The following is a 24,181-nucleotide window of genomic DNA, read 5'->3' as shown; positions in this document are numbered from 1 at the left end:
CTCGTCGCATCCTGCGATAGTACGATCGGGTTTAATCGTCGCGACGATCGAAGCCTGAATGCTCCGTTAATCGCCGGTTCAGGTAGCCTTTTGTAGCATCGCATCATCCCGTTTTCGCAGATGCACAAGAGGTTCGACGTGACGCTATTCAAGGTCTATGCAAGAGCTCTGCGCTATCTTGGCGCCTACAAGCTGCGCGTATCCCTGGTCGTTATCGCAAACATTGTTCTGGCGACGATCACCATTGCGGAGCCGATCCTGTTCGGCCGCATCATCGATGCGATTTCCGGCAAGGGAGAGGTGAAGCCTATCCTCTTCATGTGGGCGACTTTCGCCGTCTTCAACACCATCGCCTTCGTCCTGGTGGCCCGCGAGGCCGACAGGCTGGCGCATGGACGCCGGGCAACGCTGCTGACGGAAGCCTTTGGCCGCATCATCTCCATGCCGCTTGGCTGGCACCACCAGCGCGGCACCTCCAACGCGCTGCATACATTGCTGCGTGCCTGCGAAACGCTGTTCGGCCTCTGGCTGGAATTCATGCGCAACCACCTGTCGACGGTTATCGCGCTTACCCTTCTGGTGCCCACCGCAATGTCGATGGACTTGCGCCTTTCCGCCGTGCTCATGGTGCTCGCCATAGCCTACTGGCTGATCGGCCGCGTCGTCATGAGCCGCACCAAGGACGGCCAGGCTTCGGTCGAGAACCATTATCACACTGTCTTCTCGCATGTCAGCGACTCGATTAGCAACGTTTCGGTCCTGCACAGCTACAACCGCATCGAGGCTGAAACCCGGGCGCTGAAATCCTTCGCCGACCGTCTGCTCGAAGCCCAGTATCCGGTGCTCGACTGGTGGGCGATCGCCAGCGCGCTGAACCGCATGGCTTCGACCATCGCGATGATGGTGGTCCTGATCATCGGCACCATGCTCGTCCAGGCCGGCCAGCTGCGCGTCGGCGACGTCATCGCCTTCATCGGCTTCGCCAACCTGCTGATCGGCCGCCTCGACCTGATGCGCCAGTTCGCCACGCAGATTTTCGAGGCTCGCTCCAAGCTCGAGGACTTCTATACGCTCGAAGACTCGGTACGTGAACGTGAAGAGCCGGCTGGCAACGGCGAGATCAAGGACGTCAAGGGTGCGATTGAATTCCGCGACGTCTCCTTCGGCTTCGGCAACAGCTCGCAGGGCCTGCACAATGTCTCCTTCTCGGTGAAGGCAGGCCAGACGGTCGCGATCGTCGGCCCGACCGGCGCCGGCAAGACGACGCTCGTCAACCTGCTGCAGCGTGTCTACGATGCCCAGGGCGGCAAGATCCTCGTCGACGGCACCGATATCACCAAGGTGACCCGCAAGTCGCTGCGCCGCCACATTGCCACCGTCTTCCAGGATGCGGGCCTGCTGAACCGTTCGATCAGCGACAATATCCGCCTCGGCCGCGAGGGCGCCAGCGAAGAGGAAATGCGCCGTGCGGCTGAAGCCGCCGCCGCCGCCGACTTCATCGAGACCCGTGAGGATCGCTACGATACGCATGTCGGTGAACGCGGCAACAAGCTCTCCGGCGGCGAGCGTCAGCGCATCGCGATCGCCCGCGCCATCCTCAAGGACGCGCCGATCCTGGTGCTCGACGAGGCGACCTCGGCGCTCGACGTCGAGACCGAAGCCCGCGTCAAGGCCGCGATCGACAATCTGCGCCAGAACCGCACCACCTTCATCATCGCCCACCGCCTGTCGACGGTCCGCGAAGCCGATATGGTGCTCTTCCTGGACGACGGCCGTGTGGTCGAACAGGGCAGCTTCGACGAACTCAGCCACAGCAACGGCCGCTTCGCCGCCCTGCTGCGCGCCAGCGGCATCCTGACGGACGAAGAAGTCCGCAAGGCCCATACCACCGAAGCCGCCTGATCGGTTCGGGTCTCAAGACAAAGGCCGGAAGGGTAGCTCCCTTCCGGCCTTTTTGGTTGCCAGAGCCCCGGGAGCGGCGCCTTACCGTCTGATCGTCCTCTGCCCTGCCGGATATCTCCCCTACAGGTGTAAAGCCCGGATATATACGTGACAGCTGTTCGGAGACATGCCTGACACTTCCAGAATGTTTTTCGACAGGTCGGCAGGAGCTTGCTCCCGTAAAGCATCAACCACTCCGGTTGCCGTGCCATATCGCCTTCAGTTTAGAGTCATGCGACGGCCAGTTGTTCGGGAAGCCCTCGCGCCATCCAATCTCCCCGTGCGGGGAGATGCCCGGCAGGGCAGAGGGGTACCGCACGGCACAACATCTCCGCTCTGACCCACACGATTGATCACCCCGCCGATCTTCCCTAACCTTCGGCAGTCAACGAGCATAGGGAGAAAGCCCATGAAGGTCCTGCGCATCGTCGCCAATATCCAGGCAGCGGATATCACCCTGGCCCGGCGTTTCTATCAGGATATCCTCGGTCTCGACGTCATCATGGATCACGGCTGGGTCACGACGTTCGGCGCATCGCGTTCGATGAATGTTCAGCTCAGCATCGCCAGTGAAGGTGGTTCCGGAACGGAGGTGCCGGACCTTTCGATCGAGGTTGACGATCTGGATGCCGCTTTCGAGGCGATGTCGGCCTCAGGCTTTCCGATCGAGTATGGCCCAGCCGATGAGCCCTGGGGCGTCAGGCGTTTTTATGTGCGCGATCCGCTGGGAAAGTTGGTGAACATCCTCGTTCATAAAAAATGAGCCGGCGGCCTTTCGGCTACCGGCTCCTACATCTGACATAAATCCGAACCCTATTTCCGATCGCTCCGGCGATAGGCATTGGCCGTTCCGCCGATGCGGACGGGAACGGGGATGCTGGCGGTATCGGCGACGAGTTTTCCCTTGAGCTTGCCCTGTTGGCGCTTGCGCTCGAGATAATAGGCATAGGCGAATTGTATCGCGACCCCTGATATCACGAAGATCGGGCCGACCAGCGGGTCCTTGTTGGTGAGGTAGAGCACCACCTGGCCGATCATGGCGAGGATCGTGCCGGCGACGAAGATGTTCAGCGAATGGCGCCCGAGGATCGTCAGCGGATGATCCGCAGAACAGCGCAGGATCCGCGAGAGCGCCGGGATGCTGATGACGAGATAGGTCAGCGCCAGCACATGCAGCAGCCGCGGCAGCGACAGGAAGGTCTTGTCGAAACCGGTGATAACGGTCGGCAGGCCAAGTGCGGCCAGCGAGTTGCCGAAAATCCAGAGATGGCCCGTCACCCAGACGAAGGACAGTAAGACGTAAGCGGCAGCGGCCGCCAGCAACAGCGGATGCCGCGGGATCGTGCCGCCGCGCTTGATATGCAGCATCGAGACGATGCCGATCGAAAACAGGAACTGCCAGGAGAGCGGATTGAGGAACCAGTAGCCCTCGATCAGCATGTTGTGCGGCGCCACCTCGTAGATCCCTGCAAGCAGCCAGACGGTGCCCGAGACACCGAGCGCCAGCAACGGGCTCCGCGCATTCAAGAAGAGGATAATCGGCACCATCAGCATCAGCGCGCCGTACATCGGCAGGATATTGTTGTAACCGATCTGATGGCCGAGCAGGAGCAGAGCCGGAATGCCTTCCTTCAGGTTCATCAGAACCGCCAGGATATTGATTTCGACCAGCAATCCCGGCCGGTGGAACAGCCAGGCACCACAGATGAACAGCGCCAGCGTCATGAAGGTGGTGATCATATGGGCGAGATAGAGCGTGAAGGCGCGCTTCGCTGCCTTGATCGCCACCTTGAGCCGGTTCCCCGGCTGAAAGCGAGCCCCATAGGCAAGACCGACGGCGATGCCCGAGATCAGCACAAAGGCCTCGGCGGCATCGGAGAAGCCGAAATTCTTCGTCGTCACATATTCGAAAATCTGTCCGGGAACATGATTGATGAAGATCATGATCAGGGCCACACCGCGCAGGACGTCGAGCCTTGTGTCGCGCGCTGGCGCAGCTGCGGATAGAGTACTGCGCCCAGGGACGATGGCTTCGGACGGCGTGCTTGCCATGGGTCTCTCCTTATTATCCGATTTGCAAACGCGACGACGGCCAAAAGGGTTCCCTTTTGGCCGTCGCGAATCGCCGTGTTTTTCAGCGTGGAGAACGCTGTTATCCGAGCGGATATCCCTCTTCGGGATCGGTGACTTCGCAGCCGTTGATCGACAGAGTGTAGCCGCGATCATTGGACGCTTTTGAGACCGAAATGCGGTATTTGCCGCCGCCTTGCTCCACCTCTGCCGCAAAACCGTCCCATTCGGACGGGAGCGACGGACGCACGTAGAGCCGGCCGTCCTTGAGCCGGATGCCGAGGATGCCCTCGACGGCGGCGCGGTAGAGCCAGCCGGCCGACCCGGTATACCAGGTCCAGCCGCCGCGTGACGTATAGGGCTCATGGCCATAGACGTCGGCGGCCACGACATAGGGCTCGACGCGGTATTGCTCCGCTGAAGCCTTGTCGAGCGCATGGGTGATCGGGTTGAGGATCTGGAAGCAGCGGAAGGCATCGTCACCCCGCTTCAGCTGCGCCAGCGCCATCACCACCCAGGTCGAGGCATGGGTATATTGCCCGCCATTTTCGCGCACACCCGGCGGATAGGCCTTGATATAGCCGGGATCCCTGGCGGAATTGACGAAAGGCGGCGTGAACAGCCGGATGATCCGGGCGTCCTCGTCGACCAGTTGGTCGAGCACGGCCTCCATCGCCGTGACGGCGCGGACCGGATCGCCCTCGCCCGAGAGTACGCTCCAGGACTGCGCGATCGAATCGATCCGGCATTCGGGGCTTTCCTTGGAGCCGAGCAGCGCACCGTCGTCGAAGGTGCCGCGGCGATAGTAGCCGCCATCCCAGGCCGCAGTTTCGAGCGCCTTCTTCAGTTCGATGAGATGCGCCGACCAGCGCTCCATGCGAGCGCTGTCGCCGCGCTCTTCGGCATAGGGAATGAAGGAGCGCAATGCACCCGCCAGGAACCAGCCGAGCCAGACGCTGGTGCCGCGCCCGCCAATGCCGACGCGGTTCATGCCGTCGTTCCAGTCGCCGCCGAGGAACAGCGGCAGGCCGTTGGTCCCCTTGCGGGTGATGGCGAGATCAAGAGCCAGCGCCGCATGTTCGTAGACGCTCGCCTTGTCCTCGGAAATCTCCGGCTTGTAGAAGGAGTCGTGCTGGCCTTCGAGCAGTGCCGGCCCTTCCAGGAAGGCGATCTCCTCGTCGAGCACGTTCTTGTCGCCGGTGACGCTGCAATAGTGATGGATCGCATAACTCAGCCAGACGACGTCGTCCGAGATCAGCGTGCGCACGCCCGCACCCGTTCCCGGCAGCCACCAATGCTGCACGTCGCCTTCGCGGAACTGGCGCGAAGCGGCATTCAGGATCTGCCGGCGGGCAAGCGAGGGTTCGTGCAGCACGAAGGCGAGCGTATCCTGCAACTGGTCGCGGAAGCCGAAGGCGCCGCTTGCTTGGTAGAAGGCGGTGCGGGCCATGATGCGGCAGCCGAGGCTCTGATAAGGCAGCCAGGTGTTGACCAGATTGTTCATCCCGCGATCCGGCGTCGATATCTGCAGTCTGCCGGTGAAGTCCCGCCAGAAGGCGCGGTTAGCCTCGACGGCGTCGTCGAACGAAACCTTGCGGATATCGGCAATGACAGTGCGCGCCTCTTCTTCCGTCGGCGTGTCGCCGAGGAAGAAGGTGAAATCACGCTCCTCGCCGGCGCCAAGTTCGATGTCGATCGCAAGAGCCGCGGCCGGATCGCCATCGAGTTCGGTGCCGCCGGAAAGGGCGGCGGCCGAGATGACGGCCTGCGGCGCCTGGATCGTCCCCGCCTTGCCGATGAATTCGCGCCGGCTTGCCGAGAAACTAGAAACCGTCTCACTCGCCGCGAAGAAGGCGGTTCGGTTGGAAAAATCGATGCTGTAGGGATTGGTGGCAAACAGCGCCCCCGTCTCCTCGTCATGGCGCGACAGGATGAAAGGCACCGTGCGTGCCGGATTGCTGCCGAGGATCCATTCGACATAACCGTAGAGGCGCAGCTTGCGGCTGGCCGAACCGGTGTTGCGCAGGCGCAGGCGCTGCAGTTTCACCGGCCTTTCGCGGTCGACCGTCTGCGTCAGTTCGAGCGCGATATCGTGCTGGACACTGGAGAAGACGGAATAGCCGAGCCCGTGGCGGGCTTCGAAACGAATGTCCGGCCGGCGGGAAAGCGCAGCGAACGGCGTCATGACGGCACCGCTGTGGAGATCGGTGAGATAGAAGGCCTCACCCGAACGGTTGACCACGGCATCGTTCGACCAGGAGGTCAGCTGGTAGTCGCGCGAATTGGCGCTCCAGGTAAAGCCGGAGCCCTCCGCCGACACGTGGAAGCCGAACCTGTCATTGGAGATGACGTTGATCCAGGGCTGCGGCGTTGCATGACCGCCAGGCAGCCGAACGACATATTCGCGTCCGTCGCGGGCAAAGCCGCCGATGCCGTTCCAGAAGTCGAGATCGCCTTCCTCCTCGATGACGACGGCGGGCACGACGGGCGGCGGTACCGGCACGACACGCTTGACGGGGGCCTTGTTGCGCTCGGCTCGTTCCATCTCCTGCAGCTCCTCCTTGGAGGGTGCAAACAGCGCCACGGCGCGGTTGATCTGGTCGACCACCTTGCCGTTCTTGGTATGCAGCGTGACGCGGGAGGCCGCGATCAACGCATGATAGGTGCTCTCCTCCATCAGGTCCTTGCGCACCGCAAAGATATGCTGGCGCAAGCCGTCGGCCTGGCCCATGCGACGGACGTTCTCGCACATGGCGTCGAGCGCATGTTGCATGTCCTGCGCATAGGAAGAGGCGCGTTCGTTCATGATGACGAGATCGGCGGTGACGCCGCGCGAGCGTAGATATTCCTGCGCCAGCAGCGCCTCGCGGGCGATATCGAGATCCATGTCGTCGTTGATGCGCAGCGTGAAAATCGGGAAGTCGCCGGAGATCGCCAGCGGCCAGAGCGCCGATTGCGACTGCAGGCCGGCCTCGACGGTCGCCTCGTCCTTGCGCAACTGCATGTCGGGATAGACAAGGTAGCGTCCGAGATGCTGGAAGGCCGCCGCCTGCTGCGAGGTGACGCCGACATGGCGCATCTGCACCTGCGTGCGCGTCCAGGCCTGGACGAGCTCGTGGTTGAAGGCGTCGGGATGGCGATAGCGATTGACCGCCTTGTCGACTTCGTCGCGGCCGGGCGCCGCGATCGTCCAGAAGATCACGCTGACTTTCTTGCCGGCCGGCACGCGGACGGTGCGACGCAGCGACATGACGGGATCCAGCATGAAGCCGTCGCTGCCCGAAAGTGTCGCGCCCGGATCGAAGGCCGCCGCATCGGCAAGACTGCGGCCACGGCCGATGAACTTGCGGCGGTCGGTCTCGAATTCGGTATGGCGGGTGTCGCCGGCATTGTCGACGATCAGATGGGCGATGCTGATGTTCGGCTCGTTCGGGTCGCGCTTGTTGCGTTCGGCACGGATGACGTCGCCGCGCTTGCCGATCTCGGTCTTGACGAACATGCGGGCGAATGCCGGATGCGCATTGTCGGTATCATCGGAGGTGATCACCGGTTCGAGATAGGAGGTGACTTCGATGAAGCGGTCTTCCGTGCCCATGTTGAGCAAGGTGACGCGGCGAGCCTCGGCATCATGCTCGGTCGCAATGATGCACTCCACTTCGCTGGTGAGGTCACCGACCGTCTTGGTGAACTGTGCCTTCTCGTCGGCGAATTCGACCTTGATCTTCTCGCCTTCGACACCCTTCGGCTCAGCCGTCGCCGACCACCATTCGCTGGTGGCGGTATCGCGCAGGAAGATGAAGCTGCCCCAGCGGTCTTCGGTCGGATCGGCTTTCCAGCGGGATACGGAAAGGCCGTTCCAGCGTGAATAACCAGCACCCGTCGCCGTCAGCATCAGCGAATAATGACCGTTCGACAGGAATACGAGTTCGCGGTCGCGCGAAGCCGGATCGTTGATCTTCCGGAGCTCCGGTCGCAGGAGATCGTCCTGGATGCTGGCCGGCGTGTCGGATTCGTGTTTGCCGCTCATGACCGGGATGTCGCGCGGCGCCTTTTCCTGCAGCAGCAGCTCGGCCGCCTCGATGACCGGATCGGAGTGGAAGAGCTCGCGCAGATGACCGTTGAAGGCGACGTTGGCGACGGCCGCGATCGACATGCCGTGATGGTGGGCATAATAATTGTAGACCACCGCGCATTTCTTGCCTTCCGGCACACGCGTCGGCGTGAAGTCGACGGCGTCGTGAAAGCCGAACTTGCCGAGCGCGCCGACCTTGCGCAGCCTCTGCAGGTTTTCGAGCGCGCCCGGCGGGTCGTACTGGCTGGCGAGCAGCGATGCGTAAGGCGCGATGACGGCATTGTGGCCAAGGCCGCGCTTCAGGCCGAGCGTCGGTACGCCGAAATTCGTGTACTGATAATTGAGGTTATGGTCGCGGGCATTGAAGGCCGCCTCCGAAATGCCCCACGGAATGCCGAGCTTGCGGGCGTAATTCATCTGCTCGACGACGACCAGATTGTTGGTCTGGTTGAGAATGCCTCCGCCACGCTCCTGCATGACGAGCGGCGGCATCAGATATTCGAACATCGAGCCGGACCAGGAGACCAGCGCGCCGCGTGACCCCACAGGCACGACCTGGCGGCCGAGGCGATACCAGTGTTCGGTCGGCAGGTCGCCCTTGGCGATGCCGAAGAGGCTGGTCAGGCGGCATTCCGAGGCAAGAAGGTCGTAACACGCCTGGTCGAGCTCGCCGCTTTCGACGCGGTAGCCGATCGACAGCAGGCGCCGTTCCGGCCGGAACAGGAAGCCGAAATCCATCGAGAAAGCCAGATCGCGGGCCTTGTCGCGCAGCGCCACCAGGCGCGGCCGCAGCGCATCGACCTTGGAAAGGTCGAAGGTGCTGTCGGAAATATGCGCCTCGCAGACCTTTACCAGCGATGCCGCCCATTGGGTGACTTCTTCGCTCTGCTTCGACTTGACCTCATGGTCGAGATTAGCGGCAAGCTTCTCAATGTCGCGCGCGAGAACGGCGAGGTTGATGATGCGGATCGAGGCGAATTCATGCTCGCGTTTGACCGCGGCAAGCGCGTTCTGGAAGCCGACGATGCGCTCCTCCAGGCGCCGGCGCAGCGGGCGCACGGTCTTGCGGTCATCGGGCAGGTCCGCCAGCACTTCGCCGAGAATGCCGGCGGTGTCGCCGACGCCGTCGAGATTGCCCTGCATATGCGCCGACGGCGCCTCGGCCCAGTTGCGGCAGGCCGATGAAATGGCGATCAGATGGCCGGCGAGATTGCCGCTGTCGACGGCCGAGACGTAACGAGGCCCAAGCGTCTGCAGCGTATCGGTGTGATACCAGTTGAACAGATGGCCGCGGAATTTCTCCATCCTGTCGATCGTCGCGATCGTCTGCTCCAGCCGCTCGAGCGTCTCCTCGAAGGAGAACCAGCCGAAATGCCGGCCGGAAACGACGGAGAGCAGATAGACGCCGATATTGGTCGGCGAGGTGCGCGCCGCGACGATCACATGCGGCGTTTCCTGGATATTATCAGGCGGCAGATAGTTCTGCTCGGCCGTCGTGAAGGTCTCGAAATACCGCCAGGTGCGCCGGGCGATCTTGCGCAGTTCGCTCGACACGGAATCGGCGACTTCGAGCCGGTCTTCGGTCTCCGCCGACTGGCTGACATACCAGGCAACAACAGGCGACAGGACCCACAGCAGGGCGAAGGGAATGCCGACGAGGAAGGCGTTATCGCCGGGAAGGGCTGCGAAACCGAGCGCCAGCAGCGCCAGCACCGGCGCATGCCACATCGCCTTGTAATAGGAGATCAGCGTCCCCTGGCCGCCGGCCTGGACGCTGGCGGCGGTGCGCCACTGCAGCATCAGCTTGCGGCTGACGAACAGGCGGTAGAGCGAACGGCCGATCGCATCCGCCATCATGCAGGCCGAGTCGGCGATGAAGACGATGCGCAGCGCAACTTGTGCATTGGCCGCCGTGATATCGGACCAGACCGTATAGAGATGGGCGCGGGCGATGATATCGCTGGTGCGCGGGATGATGCCGTTGATGAGCGACAGCGTCGGTGCGACGAAAAGGCAGAAGATCAGCAGAATCTGCCAGATGAGTGCGCCGAGCGGGCCCATGAAATACCAGCCGAGCACGGAGGCGAAGAACCAGGCGATCGGCGTCAGCGAGCGGCGCAGATTGTCGAACATCTTCCAGCGGCCGAGAGCCGTGACGCCGTATTTCGGATTGAACATGTAGGGCAGAAGCTGCCAGTCGCCGCGCGCCCAGCGATGCTGGCGCGAGGTTTCCACTTCGTAGCGGATCGGGAAATCCTCAACCAGTTCGAGATCGGTGACGAGCGCGCAGCGCGCCATCGAGCCTTCGAGGAGGTCGTGGCTGAGCACGGAATTCTCGTCGATCCGGCCCTTCAGAGAGGCTTCGAAAGCGTCGACATGATAAAGCCCCTTGCCGGTGAAAGTGCCTTCGCCGGCGAGATCCTGATAGACGTCGGAAACGGTGAAGACATAAGGATCGAGGCCGCGATTGATCGAAAAGACGCGCTGGAAGACCGAGGCGTCCTTGCCCGTCGTCAGCGACGGGGTGACACGCGGCTGCAAGACGCCGTAGCCGCTTTCGACACGGCCGGTTTTCGGATTGATGACCGGGCGGTTGATCGGGTGATAGAGCTTGCCGACGAGCTTGGTGACGGCATCGCGCATCAGGCGCGTATCGGCATCGAGCGTCATGACATACTGCACGTTGGCCGGCACCGCATTGGCGCCCGGCAGATAGGTCGTGTCGCGGTCGCCGCGCAGCAACATGTTCAGTTCGTGCAGCTTGCCGCGCTTGCGCTCCCAGCCCATCCACACGCCTTCCGAAGGATTGTAGAGGCGGCGGCGATGCAGCAGATAGAAGCGCGTCTTGCCGTCATAGGCATAGCGGGCGGAAAGATTGGCGATCTCACGCCGCGCATAATCGAGAACCTCGAGATCGGCAGCCGTTTCCTCGACCTCGCTGTCCGGCCAGTCGCTGAGCAGTGCGAAATAGATCTCGCCGCGCGGGTTGGCGAGATAATGAACCTCGAGATTGCGCACGTGGTCGTCGACGCTGTCGCGGTTCGAGATCAGGCAGGGCACGACGAGCAGCGTGCGCGCGTCCTCCGGAATGCCTTCCTTGAACTCGTAACCGACAAGGCGCGCCGGCGTCACGAAGAAAGAAAGCAGAGTGTTGAAGAGACCCGTCGCCCCTTCTGACGCCGGTACCGAGAACATGATCAGCAGCACGGCGATTTCGATCGCCCCCATGCCGGCATTGGCCATGAACCTGCCGACGATCGCCATGGCGATGATCGTCAGCAGCATGACCGGCAAGGCAATCGCCAGCCAGTTGAACTGGCGCACGGCGCGCACGAAATGCTGGATCATCGTCGGGCGATAGTTCGCCCGCGCCTCGAGCTTCGGCCGCTGCGCGCCCGACAGGAAACCACCGACATTCGGTTCATGCGGCTGCGGCTCGTCCGAAGCTTTGGCGGCATCGGTCATGTCGAGCGCCAGCTGGGCGATTTCCATTTCCGTCAGCGGCGAGCGCTTCGCCAGCTTCTCGATCTGTTTTCGATATTTGTTGCGCGAGCCGGAATCGAGGATGCCGTAATCCGAATGCTCCCAGAGCAGCTTGTCGACATGGCTGACCTGCTCGACCCAGACCGACCATTCGGCATCATCGATCTCGCGAAGGCTGCGGATGATGTTGCCCATCGTCACGTTGCCGGAAGACAGGCGGCTATGTTCGGCCGTCGTCGCCTCTTCGGTGTTGCGGCCGAGTTCTTCCAGCCGCTCGTCGAGCCAGGTGATCGCCAGGCTCGACGTCTGTGAGCCGTCGCGCAGGCGATAGAGGAACTGCGTCGAGAATGTATTGTCCTCGGCAAGCGGTTCCAGCGTCTTCAGATAGGCGGCCGCTCCGGCCGGATCGGTCAGGCGCACCAATTCGTCGGCCGCCTCATTGGCGCGGCGGCGCATGCGGCGGCTGGCTTCGACACGGCTGGAAATGCGGCGAAGGTTTTCGACGAGCACGTAACGCACCAGCGAAGGCAACGCCCAGAGTTCGCCGATCTTCAGCGTCTCGCTGGCCTGGAAGCCATCGACCAGCGCCGTCAGGCTTTCCTGCGAGATCGTGCTGTGGGTATGGGCGACATAGAGCCAGGCAAGCACGAGGGTGCGCGGTACCTCGACGCCGCCGACGACCATGGTCGGCAATTCGCGATAGAAGCGGCGGGGGAAGTCGCGCCGCACCTCCTGGATCGCCTCTTCGACGATATAGTGATTGTCCAGCAGCCATTCTGCCGCCGGCGTGATCGTCTCGCCGGCCTCGACATCAGTCGCCGTGGTCCGGTAGACGCGCAGGATTTCCTTCTCGTTTTCCTTATGGCGCGCGAAAAAATCGAAGGGAGCAAAGGCCGGCAGCTTGTCGACGCCGTTGCGGGCGACCCCATCGCCCATCGCCTTGATGTCCTCAATGGCAAGATAGGTCGAACGGATCGAATCGTTGTGATCGATCTGCTTCGTCTCGGTTTCGCGCGAAGGGCTCGGAGAAAGATGTGAAATAGACATGGGTTCGGTTCTGGATCCAAACGAAGTTATGGCTGTTTTGCTCAGCCTTTTGCACTGCTTATCATGACTGCTACATGAACGGAGCCCTATTCTTCAAAGATCGAAGAAACCGGGGCGAATGAGACTTGGGCCAAGCGAGGCAAACGGGCTAAGCCCCGGTTCCGGGCGTGGCCCGACGGCTGATCGCGGCCATCGATATCCTCTCCGCGAAAGCCATGGCGAAAATTTGGACACTATCGGAATAATTCAAGCCAAGAGGCATCAGCCGCCGCCCGCGCGCTCGTCTGGCGGCAATGCGAAAGCTTCGATTTCGGAAAAAGGAAAGGGCAGGATCGATAGACCATGTGCCGGGGGGCGGCGCTTGGGGCAGCTTTCGATCCTTGTCCTTTGCCGCTCCGTCGCCGGTATTCAGATGCGTGAAAAAAGTACAGAAGAATGATGATGGGGATCGGAATGCCGATCAACCACAATAAGATGCCCTCATGGCCACTCTCCCTTTGACATTCGAGTGCCAGGAGAATGCCGAGACACATCAAATGTTCGGAATTCAATAGGGGCGGAAACCGCCGCAGCGCCGGCACTTGCCAACGCTTACCATTCGCCGATTAGCCGACGACGCCGCAAACCATGGCGACGACGAACAGAAATGCCGCAGTGAAGATCGCTCCATGGAGCAGCGCCTGAAGCCTGTGACGCGTGGTGAGCGGCTTCTTGGCCGGTACGGAACCATATTGGTTCACGTGAGCATGCGAAATACCCAGATCTGCCATATGTCGCCTCCGTTGTTCTCGTGCGGCCGGTTGTGCGGCTCGCGCTTATATTCTTATTTTCTCTATCAAGTAGGTAGAGATAAATTTCCGTCCAGAGCGAAAGGAAGAGAAAATTCAACCAGCCTTTTTAGCAGAGCGTGCGCCATGCCCAGATCCAGGAGCGCTCGACGGCACTCTCATTCTCGGGCAGGTTGGAGGAAGTCTCGATCAGCCGGCGGTCCTTTTCCGCAGGAAGAGATACCGAAGCCTGTTCTTGGCGATCGGTTTTCACGGGAGGATCGAGGTAGCCCATGGTCATCCCACCGAGAAAGAACATGCTTCAACCTCCATTGATCACGAAAGCTAACAAACGTTAACAGGATCATGACAGAAGCAAGGCAGCTGTCAATAGTCTAGTTGAATGGTCGTCTTTTAGCAAAGCGTTATCCTTAACGCCGCTATCGATCCTTCCTTTTCAAGGGCTTGAAAAGATTGCCGTTCAGGCTTTGACGAAACCCTTGCTCGCGATCATCAAATTTCGCGTGTAGTCCTCGTGAACCGCGCCGCCCGCCAGTTCCTGAGAGCTCAGCCGCTCGACGACGGCGCCGTTGCGCATTACCGCGAGCCTTTCACACATATGGGTGACGACGCCGAGATCATGACTCACCATCACGAAGGTGAGTTTGCGGTCACGTCGGATCTGCTCCAGCAGGTTCAGCACTTCGGCCTGCACCGAGGCGTCGAGCGCCGATGTCGGCTCGTCGAGCAGCAGGATCGACGGTTCCACGATCAGCGCCCGGGCGATCGCCACGCGCTGCCGCTGGCCGCCGGAAAGCTGGTGCGGATAGCGGAACCGGAAACCATTGCCGAGGCCGACTTCGTCGAGTGCGCGGGCGATGCGCTTATCGCTGTCGTCGATGCCATGGATCGCGAGCGGTTCGAGCAGAAGCCGGTCGATCGTCTGGCGCGGATGCAGAGAACCATAAGGATCCTGGAAGACCATTTGCACGCGGCGATAGAAAGACTTGCTGCGTTTCGAACCCTTCAGCACTTCGCCATCGATGTTGATCGCGCCGCCACTGATCGGCGCAAGTCCGGCAACAGCCCGCAACAAGGTCGATTTTCCCGATCCGGACTCGCCAACGAGACCGAAGGATTCGCCGCCTTCGACGGCGATGCTGACATCCTTCAGCGCATGAAAATGGTCGTAGACGACGCTGAGATCGTCGACTTGGAGAGCTGCGCTCATGCCGCCCACTCCGGCCTGCGGTCGAGCACCGGCAGCGGGTGACGGTTTGAGCCGATCTCGGGCATGCAATTCAGCAAGCCTTGCGTATAGGGATGTTGCGCATGTTTGAGATCGGCGGCCGCGAGCTCCTCGACGATCTTTCCGGCATACATGACGATGACGCGGTCGCAGAAGGAAGAAACCAGCCTCAGATCATGGGAGACGAAGATCAGCCCCATGCCACGCTCGGACACCAGCCTGTCCATGATCCTCAGCACGTCGAGCTGGACCGTCACGTCGAGCGCCGAGGTCGGCTCGTCGGCAATCAGCAATTCTGGCCCGGCAATCAGCATCATGGCGATCATCGCCCGCTGTCCCATGCCGCCCGACACCTCGTGCGGATGCAGGTCGAAGACACGCTGGGGATCGCGGATCTGCACCGCTTCCAGCATGGCGAGCGCGCGCTCGCGCGCCTCGGCCTTGCCGACCTTCTCATGCGTGCGCAGCGTTTCGCAGATCTGTCGCCCGATCGACATGACGGGATCGAGCGAATATTTCGGATCCTGCAGGATCATGGCGATGCGCTTGCCGCGCAGCCTGCGCCTTTCGCCGGCCGGGGCATTGATCAGATCGATGCCGCTGAAATTCAGCCTTTCGGCCGTGACGACGCCGTGTTTCGGCGTCAGACCCATGATCGCCCGTCCGGTCTGCGACTTGCCGGAACCGGATTCGCCGACAATGCCGAGCCTTTCCTTGCCGAGCGTGAAGGAGACGCCGCGCACGGCCTCGATCACGCCGGTGCGCGTGGGGTAGCTGACCTTGAGCTTATCAACCGTCAGAAGTGTCGTCATTGGCCACTCTCTTTCGGATCGAGCGCATCGCGCAGGCCGTCGCCGAGGAGATTGAAGCCAAGGCTGACGATGAGGATGGCGATGCCGGGCATCGCCGCAACCCACCATTGATCGAGGATGAAGCGCCGTCCCGAGGCGATCATCGCCCCCCATTCCGGCAGCGGCGGCTGTGCGCCCAGGCCGAGGAAACCGAGACCGGCCGCCGTCAGGATGATACCCGCCATGTCGAGCGTTACGCGCACGATCAGCGAGGAAATGCAGAGCGGCATGACATGGCGCACGATGATGCGAAGCGGCGAGGCGCCCATCAGCTTCACCGCCGAAATATAGTCGGAGCGCCGGACCGTCAGCGTCTCGGCGCGCGCGATGCGGGCATAGGGCGGCCAGGAGGTGATGGCAATGGCGATGATCGCGTTCTGGATGCCAGGCCCGAGGGCTGCGACAAAGGCGAGCGCCAGCACCAGCTTCGGAAAGGCCAGGAAAATATCGGTGATGCGCATCAGCGTCGCATCCACCCAGCCTCCGGCATAACCGGAGACCGTGCCGACGATCAGCCCGATCGGCGCCGAGATGATGGCGACGAGCGCGACGACGAGCAGCGTCAATCGCGATCCGTAGATCAGCCGTGAATAGATGTCGCGGCCCTGGTCGTCCGAACCGAGCAGGAATTCCCCGGTTCCCGGCGGCAGCAGCCGGGCATTGCGCAGATCGCCGACAACGGGATTATGCGTGGCGATGACATCGGCAAAGGCGGCGGTCAAAAGCAGCGCCACGATGATCAGCAGGCCGAGGACGGCGAGCCTGTTTGCCGTAAACTGCCGCCAAGTGACATAGGCGCGGCCGAGGCGAGCCTGCAGGCGCGATTGCGGCCGGTCGGAAAGCAGCCAGTCGCGGCGGCTCATCGCAGGAGGTGGGCTGGCGGAGGCCGTCATCGGTTTCGCGTCCTCGGGTCGAGCGTCCGGTAGAGAAGATCGGACAGAAGGTTGATGCCGATGAAGACCGTCCCGATGACGATCGTGCCGCCGAGCACGGCGTTCATGTCGGCGTTCTGCAGCGAATTGGTGATGTAGAGTCCGATGCCCGGCCAGGAAAAGACGGTCTCGGTCAGCACCGAGCCTTCGAGCAGGCCGGCATAGGAAAGCGCAATCACGGTGACGAGCGGCACGGCGGCATTGCGCAGCGCATGGCCCCAGATCACCCGCGTTTCCGAAAGCCCCTTGGCGCGCGCGGCAACGATATATTCCTGGGAAAGCTCGTTCAGCATGAAGCTGCGCGTCATGCGGCTGATATAGGCGAGCGAGAAATAACCGAGCAGGGATGCCGGCAGGATGATGTGGCGGAAGACATCGTAGAAGACATCCCATTGTCCTTGCCAGGCACTGTCCAGGAGATAGAAGCCGGTGATCGGCGTGAAGGTGTATTCGAAAACGATGTCGATGCGGCCGGGAAAGGCCACCCAGCGCAGTTGCGCGTAGAAGATGACGAGCGAAATCAGCGCCAGCCAGAAGATCGGCACCGAATAACCGATCAGGCCGATGACCCGCACGACCTGGTCGGCGATGCTGCCGCGGCGCACCGCGGCGAGAACGCCGAGCGGCACGCCGACGAAAGCGCCGATCAGCGTTCCGAGCGTTGCAAGCTCCACCGTCGCCGGAAATGCACGGCGAATATCGACCATGACAGGATTGGTCGTCAGGACCGAATTGCCGAAATCGCCGGATAGGATGCCTTTGATATAGATGAAGAACTGCTGATAGAGCGGCAGATTGAAGCCCATTTCCTGGCGTACGCGCTCGACGACATGATTGGGCGCGCGGTCGCCGAGGATGGCGAGCACGGGATCGATCGGCACGACGCGGCCGATAAAGAAGGTGACGGCCAACAGGCCGAAATAGGTAGTGACAGCGGCAAACAGGAACCGCCCTAGCGCCTTTGCGAAGGCGCTGGCACGGCCCCTTCGGGGCCGCGCCTCCTGTGGTGTTTCGACGGTGCTCAAGCCCCTCAATCCTGCCGGATTATTCCTTGGCGATCGGACCGACGAAATTGGTATCGAAGCTCGGACCCAGTTTGAAGTCCTTCAGGCTCTTGCGGTAACCGGCCACCTCGGTCTGCTGGAAGATGAAGACGAAGGGGCTGCTGGCCAGGTACTTCTTCTGGATATCCTGATATATGGCGGAACGCTTGGCGGCGTCGCGTTCCAGAAGTGCGGCCTTGGCTTGCTTGTCGAGTTCCGGCGCTTCCCAGCTGTTGCGCCATGCGAGCGTCTTCACCGTGCCGGCATCGGAATTGTCGGGATTGCCGGTGAAGGTATCGGCATTGGAGTTCGGATCGAAATAGTCCGAACCCCACTGGCCGATATACATGTCATGGGTGCGGGCGCGGTATTTGGTCAGTGTCTGCTTGCCGTCCCCGGGGATGATTTCCATCTTCACGCCGGCCTGCGCCAGCGTCTGCTGCATGGATTCGGCGATACCCGTCACCGGCTGGTTGTTGCGCACATCCATGGTGACCGAGAAACCGTCGGGCAGGCCCGCCTTGGCGAGCAGTTCCTTGGCTTTGGCGACATCGAGCTTATAGGGATTCTCGTCGAGCGCGCCGAGCTGGCCCTTCGGCAGGAAGGTCTGGTGGATTTCGCCGATACCCTTGATCAAGGTCGCGCCGATCGCATCGTAATCGACCAGATATTTGAAAGCTTCCTGGACTTCCGGCTTCTTGAGGTTCTCGTTCTTGTTGTTCAGGCTGACATAATAGATCGTGCCCTTCGGCGCACTTGTCGTCGCGAGATCGGCATTTTTCGAAACGGCGTCGATATCGCCCGGCTCGAGGTTGCGGGCGATATCGATATCGCCGGCTTCGAGCGCCAGCCGCTGGGCAGAACTTTCCTTCATGTAGCGGTAGATGACGCGGTTGAGCTTCGCCTTGTCGCCGTAATAATTGTCGTTGCGCTCCAGCACGACGACTTCGTTGGCACGCCATTCGCGCAGCTTGTAGGCGCCGGAGCCGGCATAGCCGGTCTTCAGCCATTCATTGCCGAAATCATTGTCGTATTTGTGCTCGGCATCCGGCGTCACCGCCTTCACGTGTTCCAGCACCAGCTTCTTGTCGACGACGGAAGCGACGGTTGCCGTCAGGCAGTTCAGCACGAAGCTCGGCGCATAGGCCTTGTCGACCGTGAAGACGAAGGTGCCGGCATCAGCCGCCTTGGCCTTTTCCGTGACGTTGTCGCCGGTGAGGCCGAACTGGGTGAGGATGAAGGCCGGGCTCTTGTCGAGCTTGACGGCGCGCTCGAACGAATAGGCGACGTCTTCGGCGGTGATCGGATTGCCCGAGGCGAATTTCAGGCCGGGCTTCAGCTTGAACGTATAGGTGAGGCCGTCATCGGAAACGCTCCAGCTCTCGGCCAGATCGCCCTTCACCTTCGACGTATCGTCCATGTCGAGACGGACGAGCAGGCTGTAGCTGTTGCTGGTAATCTCGGCGGTCGAAAGCTCGAAAGCCTCGCCCGGATCCATCGTAATGATATCGTCGATGGCAAAACCTTCGACCAGCGTATCCTTCGGCGTCTCGGCGAAGGCGGCGGGTGCCGCCATCATCAGGAGCGAAAGCGCGGCTCCGGCGGAAAGCATGCGAAAATTGCGGCTGAGTTTGGTCATCATCATGATCTGTTCCCCTGTTTTTTGATTGGATTAGGAAAGGCTTAGGCGCGGTCCTCCCGCCAAGCTTGGGCCAGAATGCGAAGCCAGTTTTCACGGGCAAGTTTTGCGAGGTCGGCATCAGCATAGCCAACCTCTTTGAGAGCGGCAATCAGCTTCTGATTGCCAGCCGCATCACCGATTTCCTCGGGAATGGTGGCCCCGTCGAAATCCGATCCGAGCGCCACGCATTCGATGCCGATGCGGTTCACGAGATAGTCGATATGGCGGATCATGTCGGCAAGCGGCGTATCGCTGTCCGAGCGGCCGTCGGCACGCAGCATGGCGGTCGCATAGTTGATGCCGACGAGCCCGCGGCTTTCGCGGATCGCATCGAGCTGCTTGTCCGTCAGGTTTCGTGCGACCGGCGTCAGCACATGGGCATTGGAGTGGCTGGCGACCAGCGGTTGGTCCGTCGTCTTCGCCACGTCCCAGAAACCCTTCTCGGTGATATGGGCCAGGTCGATCAGGATCCCGAGGCGATTGCATTCCCTGACCAGTGCGAAGCCGGCATCGGTCAGGCCGGGGCCTGTGTCCGGCGACATCGGGAAGGCGAAGGGCACGCCGTGACCAAAGACATTGTGCCGGCTCCAGACCGGCCCGAGCGACCGCAGCCCCGCTGCGTAGAATACCTCGAGTGCCGAGAGATCGGCGCCGATCGCCTCGCAGCCCTCCATATGCATGACGGCGGCGAAAATGTCGTCCACCATGGCGCCGCGGATGTCTTTCACCGTCCGGCAGAGCCGCCAGGCGCCTGCCTGGTCGAGCCGCAACGCGATCGCCGCCATTTCATTGGCAATGGCAAGGGAAGGCAGCGGATCAAGGGGGGCGGCCATCGGCGTGATATAGCGACCGTTGGCATCCGGATCGGCGAAGACGAGATCGCCCGAGGGAATGTAGATGGCACAGAGACCGCCGGAAAGACCGCCCTCTCTGGCCCGACGCGCATCGATATGGCCGACCGTCGTGCCGTCCGCGAATTCTGCGATCGGATCGCTGCCGTCTTTTGAATGTGTCCAGAGTCGAAGGAGAACGTCGTTGTGACCGTCAAATACGAATTGCATCTGTCTTCCTGCGCTGCCCTACTGCATAATTCCTTAAATCGGAATCGATTTAAGGACAAATTATGCAGCATTCAAAGTGCTACAGCCTCCGTAGCGCGTCTTTTCAGACGCGCGGCGCCGTAGAGGGCGAATGAAGCGGCAGAATAGAAAAGCTGACGGGATTCGCCACCCCTTTTTTTAAAATCCGTCATGGTGCGGAAAACAGAACGGGGGCCGAAGCCCCCGTAAAAAACCATGAGAGATCAGTGCTTGCGTCGTTTCTTCTGTCTGTAGACGTCGATGACGACAGCCGCGACGATGATGAGACCCTTGACGATCTCCTGGTAATAGGCGTCGATCCTGAGGAAGGTGAAGCCGGAGGTCATGACGCCGAGGATGATGGTGCCGATGACGGTGCCGGTGATGCGCCCGACGCCGCCGGTCAGCGAGGTGCCGCCGATGACGGTCGCGGCGATCGCGTCGAGTTCGTAGCCGACGCCCATGCTGGCCTGTGCGGTTTCAGCACGTGCCGCCGTGACGATCCCGGCGAGACCGGCAAGCAATCCGGCAATCACATAGACCTTGACGAGATGCGCCTCGATGTTGATGCCGGACACGCGTGCCGCCTGCGGGTTCGCGCCGATCGCATAGGTGAATTTTCCGTAGCGGGTATAGCGCAGCGCAATGTGAAAGATCAGCGCAACGACCAGGAAGACGACAACCGGCCAGGCTTTCGTTCCGATGAAATGAAACTGTTCGGTGATCCCGGAAACCGGCTGTCCCTTCGTATACCACTTGGCGACACCTCTGGCCGAAACGAACATGCCAAGCGTTGCAATGAACGGCGGGATCTTCGTATAGGCGATGAGTGCGCCGTTCGCCAGACCGGCTGCCGCTCCGATCAGCAGGCCGATTATGATCGGCACGAAAGCCGGCAGGTCGGTCAGCGACGGAAAGACGGCCCGTCCCCAGGTCGACGACTGGGCGAAGCTTGTTGCAATCATCGCCGTCATGCCGACGACAGAGCCCGACGAAAGGTCGATGCCGCCGGTGATGATGACCTGCGTGACGCCGACGGCGATGATGCCGATGACGGAGACCTGAAGGATCATGATCGTCAGGCGCTGCGAATTCATCAGGAAGCTTTGGCCGATGAACATCCAGCCGAGCACCTCGTAGATGAGCGCGATGCCGACGAGCACGAGGAAAATGCTGAGCTCGGTCGGTATGCGCCGCCGCCTTTGCCGGGTTGCGAGCGGGGCTCCGCCCTCTGCTGCCTTGGTAGTCATGTCAAACCTCCCTTGGGCGATTGCCGGTGACGCATCACTGCGCAGCCAGTTCCATCACCTTGATCTGCGTTGCTTCGTCGCGATTGAGGAAACCGGTCACGCGTCCCTCATGCATGACCATGATGCGGTCGCTCATGCCGAGAACCTCAGGCATCTCGGACGAGATCATCACCACCGCCACGCCGTTGCGCGCCATCTCCACGACCAGCCGGTGGATTTCCGCCTTGGCGCCGACATCGATGCCGCGCGTCGGCTCGTCGAGGATAAGGATGCGCGGATTGGTGAGCAGCCAGCGTCCGATCAGCACCTTCTGCTGGTTGCCGCCCGAAAGATTTTCCACCCGCTCGTAAAGATTGGGCGTTTTCACGCGCAGTTTCTTTGCCATGTCTTCACAGGTTGCCTCGATAGCGCCCTGCTGCACGAAGCCGCGCTTGACGTATCTGTCCTGCAGAACGGCGATCTGCATATTCTCGAGAATATCGAGGATCAGCAGGCAGCCGGTATCTTTCCGGTCCTCGGTCAGGAACGCCATCTGGTGACGGATGGCCTCGGTCGGAGAAGAAATCGTCACCGGCTTGCCGTGGAGTTCGATCGAGCCGGAGCTTGCCGGCGTCACGCCAAACAGCGTTTCGGCAACATTCGATCGGCCGGAACCGACAAGGCCCGCCACGCCGAGGATCTCGCCGGCTCTGACATCGAAGGAAACGTCGTGGAAGACCCCCTTGAGACAGAGATCCTTGACGGAGAGCACGACCTCGCCGATCGGCACCTCTTCCTTGGGAAACATCTGGGTGATCTCGCGCCCGACCATCATGCGGATGATGTCGTCGCGGGTGACGTCGGTCGAGGCATGCGTGCCGATATATCGGCCGTCGCGGAAGACGGAGAACTCATCGGCGATCTCGAAAAGCTCGTTCATCTTGTGGGTGATGTAGACGATGCCGATGCCCTGGGCCCTGAGGTCGCGGATAATACGGAAAAGATGCTCGACCTCGCGCTCCGTCAGCGCCGACGTCGGCTCGTCCATGATCAGCACGTCGGACTTATAGGAAACCGCCTTGGCGATCTCGACCATCTGCCGGTTGGCGACCGACAGGTGCCGGACCTCGATATCAGGATCAATCTCGATATTGAGCCGGGCAAACAGCTCCTCGGTCATGCGATGCATGAGGCCGTGATCGATGAAACCCAAGCGGTTTTTCGGTTCGCGACGAATCCAGATATTTTCCGCGACCGTCATGAACGGCATCAGGTTCAGTTCCTGATGGATCATGGCAATCCCGTTCTCCAGCGCATCGAGCGGAGATTTCAGCCGGATCTCGACCCCTTTCAGGCGGATATCGCCTTTGTCGGGGATATAAATGCCGGCGAGGATCTTCATCAGTGTCGATTTGCCGGCGCCGTTTTCGCCCATCAGCGCATGCACCGAGGCGCGCTTCAGCCGGAACTGCACGTCGTCGAGCGCGACGACACCCGGAAATTCCTTGCGAACGCCCTCGGCGCTCAAGAGATATTCCGCATTCGGAACTGCACCACTGGCGCGCACGGCGGCCATGGTTGTCGGGCTGACGGCCATATCATCTCCTCCGGATACGGACAGGCGGAAAGGATGCGGGCAAGGCCCGCATCCTGCTTGGCATTCGCCTCAGTTCTTGGTGACGAAGTCCTTGACGTTCTCAGGCGTGACGAGCTGGAAGGGAATATAGACCTTCTTGTCGACCTTTTCGCCCTTGGCAAGCTTCAGCGCCGCGTCGAGCGAGCCCTTGCCCTGGCCGGCGGCATCCTGGAACACGGTGACGTCAAGATCACCCGCCTGCATGGCGGCAAGCGCGTCCTGGGTGGCGTCGACGCCGCCGACGACGACCTTGGTCATATCCTTGCCGGCTGCCTTCAGCGCCTGGATGGCGCCGATCGCCATTTCGTCATTGTTGGAGATGACGGCGTCGAATTCGATGCCGCTGGAGAGCCAGTTGGTCATCAGGTCGGCGCCCTGGGTGCGGTCCCAGTTGGCCGTCTGCTCTTCGACGATCTCCAGCCCCTTGCATTCATCCGTCTTGACGACGTCATGAATGTCCTGGGTGCGCATGCGCGCAGCCTGGTTGGAGAGCTCGCCCATGATCACCACGGCCTTGCCCTTGCCGCCGAGAATGCGGCAGATTTCCTTGGTTTCCAGCGTGCCGGATTCCTGCTCGTTGGAGGCGACGAAAGCCTGCTTTTCCGGCAGCGTGTCGACATTGACCGGCTGACGGTTGACGTAAACCAGCGGAATGCCGGCATCGGCCGCGAGCTTCGACATCGCCGTCGTCGCATCGGTATCGACAGGGTTGACGATGATCGCATCGACCTTGGAGGCGATGAAATTCTGGATCTGGCTCTGCTGCTTGGACACGTCGTTCTGCGCGTCTTCGACCTGCAGCGTCACACCGCTGAGTGTCTTTGCATAATCGGTCATGCCGTTGCGCAGAACCGTCAGGAAATTATCGTCGAACTTCGCCATCGAGACGCCGACGGTTTCTGCGTGAGCCGCCGTCGACATGACGAGCGCCATCGCAGTGCCCAGGATAAACTTTTTCATTTCACTTCCTCCACAAAGCGGTGCCCGGCTGCACCCTCCTCACGCCGGAGCTCCAGGCATTTGCCCTGAAGCCGCAACTTCCCCGCGCCACCTCTCCCGCGGCGCTCTGCAAAACGGAACAAACAAACCGTCAAATCCGCT

Annotated in this window: 15 protein-coding genes; 2 read left to right on the top strand and 13 right to left on the bottom strand. The window is 61.4% G+C overall.

The window, feature by feature from the left end:
• Positions 1-138 precede the first annotated feature (138 nt).
• Both ACMUVN_RS16595 and ACMUVN_RS16590 read left to right on the top strand, forming a co-directional pair.
• On the top strand, positions 139-1,902 hold the full coding sequence (locus tag ACMUVN_RS16595) for a glucan ABC transporter ATP-binding protein/ permease (protein ID WP_028758321.1): 1,764 nt from the start codon (positions 139-141) through the stop codon (positions 1,900-1,902).
• Between the two features lie 448 nt (positions 1,903-2,350).
• Positions 2,351-2,704, top strand: a complete 354-nt coding sequence (locus ACMUVN_RS16590) for a VOC family protein (RefSeq protein WP_168333615.1) — start codon at positions 2,351-2,353, stop codon at positions 2,702-2,704.
• Positions 2,705-2,754: 50 nt separating this feature from the next.
• Here the strand turns inward: ACMUVN_RS16590 and ACMUVN_RS16585 are convergent, their stop codons facing one another.
• From ACMUVN_RS16585 to ACMUVN_RS16525, 13 genes are all read right to left on the bottom strand, one after another.
• Positions 2,755-3,993, bottom strand: coding sequence for an OpgC family protein (locus ACMUVN_RS16585; protein ID WP_168333614.1), 1,239 nt, complete (start codon positions 3,991-3,993; stop codon positions 2,755-2,757).
• Positions 3,994-4,093: 100 nt separating this feature from the next.
• Positions 4,094-12,613 carry a GH36-type glycosyl hydrolase domain-containing protein gene (locus ACMUVN_RS16580; RefSeq protein ID WP_414815300.1) on the bottom strand — a complete coding sequence of 2,840 codons (8,520 nt, stop codon included), beginning with the start codon at positions 12,611-12,613 and terminating at the stop codon, positions 4,094-4,096.
• 605 nt (positions 12,614-13,218) lie between these two features.
• Entirely contained in the window at positions 13,219-13,383 is a 165-nt protein-coding gene (locus ACMUVN_RS16575; RefSeq protein ID WP_164735954.1) for a hypothetical protein, read from the bottom strand.
• Between the two features lie 127 nt (positions 13,384-13,510).
• Positions 13,511-13,699 carry a hypothetical protein gene (locus tag ACMUVN_RS16570; protein ID WP_063473847.1) on the bottom strand — a complete coding sequence of 63 codons (189 nt, stop codon included), beginning with the start codon at positions 13,697-13,699 and terminating at the stop codon, positions 13,511-13,513.
• Positions 13,700-13,861: 162 nt separating this feature from the next.
• On the bottom strand, positions 13,862-14,611 hold the full coding sequence (locus tag ACMUVN_RS16565; protein WP_063473848.1) for an ABC transporter ATP-binding protein: 750 nt from the start codon (positions 14,609-14,611) through the stop codon (positions 13,862-13,864).
• Positions 14,608-15,441 (bottom strand): ABC transporter ATP-binding protein, encoded by an 834-nt coding sequence (locus tag ACMUVN_RS16560; RefSeq protein WP_028757716.1) that lies wholly within the window; start codon positions 15,439-15,441, stop codon positions 14,608-14,610. The genes ACMUVN_RS16565 and ACMUVN_RS16560 overlap by 4 nt, the downstream gene beginning before the upstream one ends.
• A complete protein-coding gene (locus ACMUVN_RS16555; RefSeq protein WP_028757715.1) occupies positions 15,438-16,373 on the bottom strand; it encodes an ABC transporter permease in 936 nt (311 codons plus the stop codon). The genes ACMUVN_RS16560 and ACMUVN_RS16555 overlap by 4 nt, the downstream gene beginning before the upstream one ends.
• Positions 16,370-17,437: an ABC transporter permease gene (locus tag ACMUVN_RS16550; RefSeq protein WP_028757418.1), complete on the bottom strand. Its 1,068-nt coding sequence runs from the start codon at positions 17,435-17,437 to the stop codon at positions 16,370-16,372. The genes ACMUVN_RS16555 and ACMUVN_RS16550 overlap by 4 nt, the downstream gene beginning before the upstream one ends.
• Before the next feature lie 19 nt (positions 17,438-17,456).
• A complete protein-coding gene (locus tag ACMUVN_RS16545; protein ID WP_414815299.1) occupies positions 17,457-19,100 on the bottom strand; it encodes an ABC transporter substrate-binding protein in 1,644 nt (547 codons plus the stop codon).
• Between the two features lie 38 nt (positions 19,101-19,138).
• A complete protein-coding gene (locus ACMUVN_RS16540) occupies positions 19,139-20,197 on the bottom strand; it encodes a dipeptidase (RefSeq protein ID WP_028757416.1) in 1,059 nt (352 codons plus the stop codon).
• A 242-nt stretch (positions 20,198-20,439) separates the two neighbouring features.
• Positions 20,440-21,465: an ABC transporter permease gene (locus ACMUVN_RS16535; protein ID WP_028757415.1), complete on the bottom strand. Its 1,026-nt coding sequence runs from the start codon at positions 21,463-21,465 to the stop codon at positions 20,440-20,442.
• Positions 21,466-21,499: 34 nt separating this feature from the next.
• Positions 21,500-23,041 (bottom strand): sugar ABC transporter ATP-binding protein, encoded by a 1,542-nt coding sequence (locus ACMUVN_RS16530; protein WP_028757414.1) that lies wholly within the window; start codon positions 23,039-23,041, stop codon positions 21,500-21,502.
• A 69-nt stretch (positions 23,042-23,110) separates the two neighbouring features.
• On the bottom strand, positions 23,111-24,040 hold the full coding sequence (locus tag ACMUVN_RS16525) for a sugar ABC transporter substrate-binding protein (RefSeq protein WP_127431130.1): 930 nt from the start codon (positions 24,038-24,040) through the stop codon (positions 23,111-23,113).
• Positions 24,041-24,181 lie beyond the last annotated feature (141 nt).

The sequence above is a fragment of the Rhizobium sp. IY2 genome, assembly GCF_047532935.1.
Lineage (GTDB): Bacteria > Pseudomonadota > Alphaproteobacteria > Rhizobiales > Rhizobiaceae > Rhizobium > Rhizobium anhuiense.
Note: the sequence above shows the minus strand (reverse complement) of the source record. Positions and strands in the feature narration are given on the sequence as shown.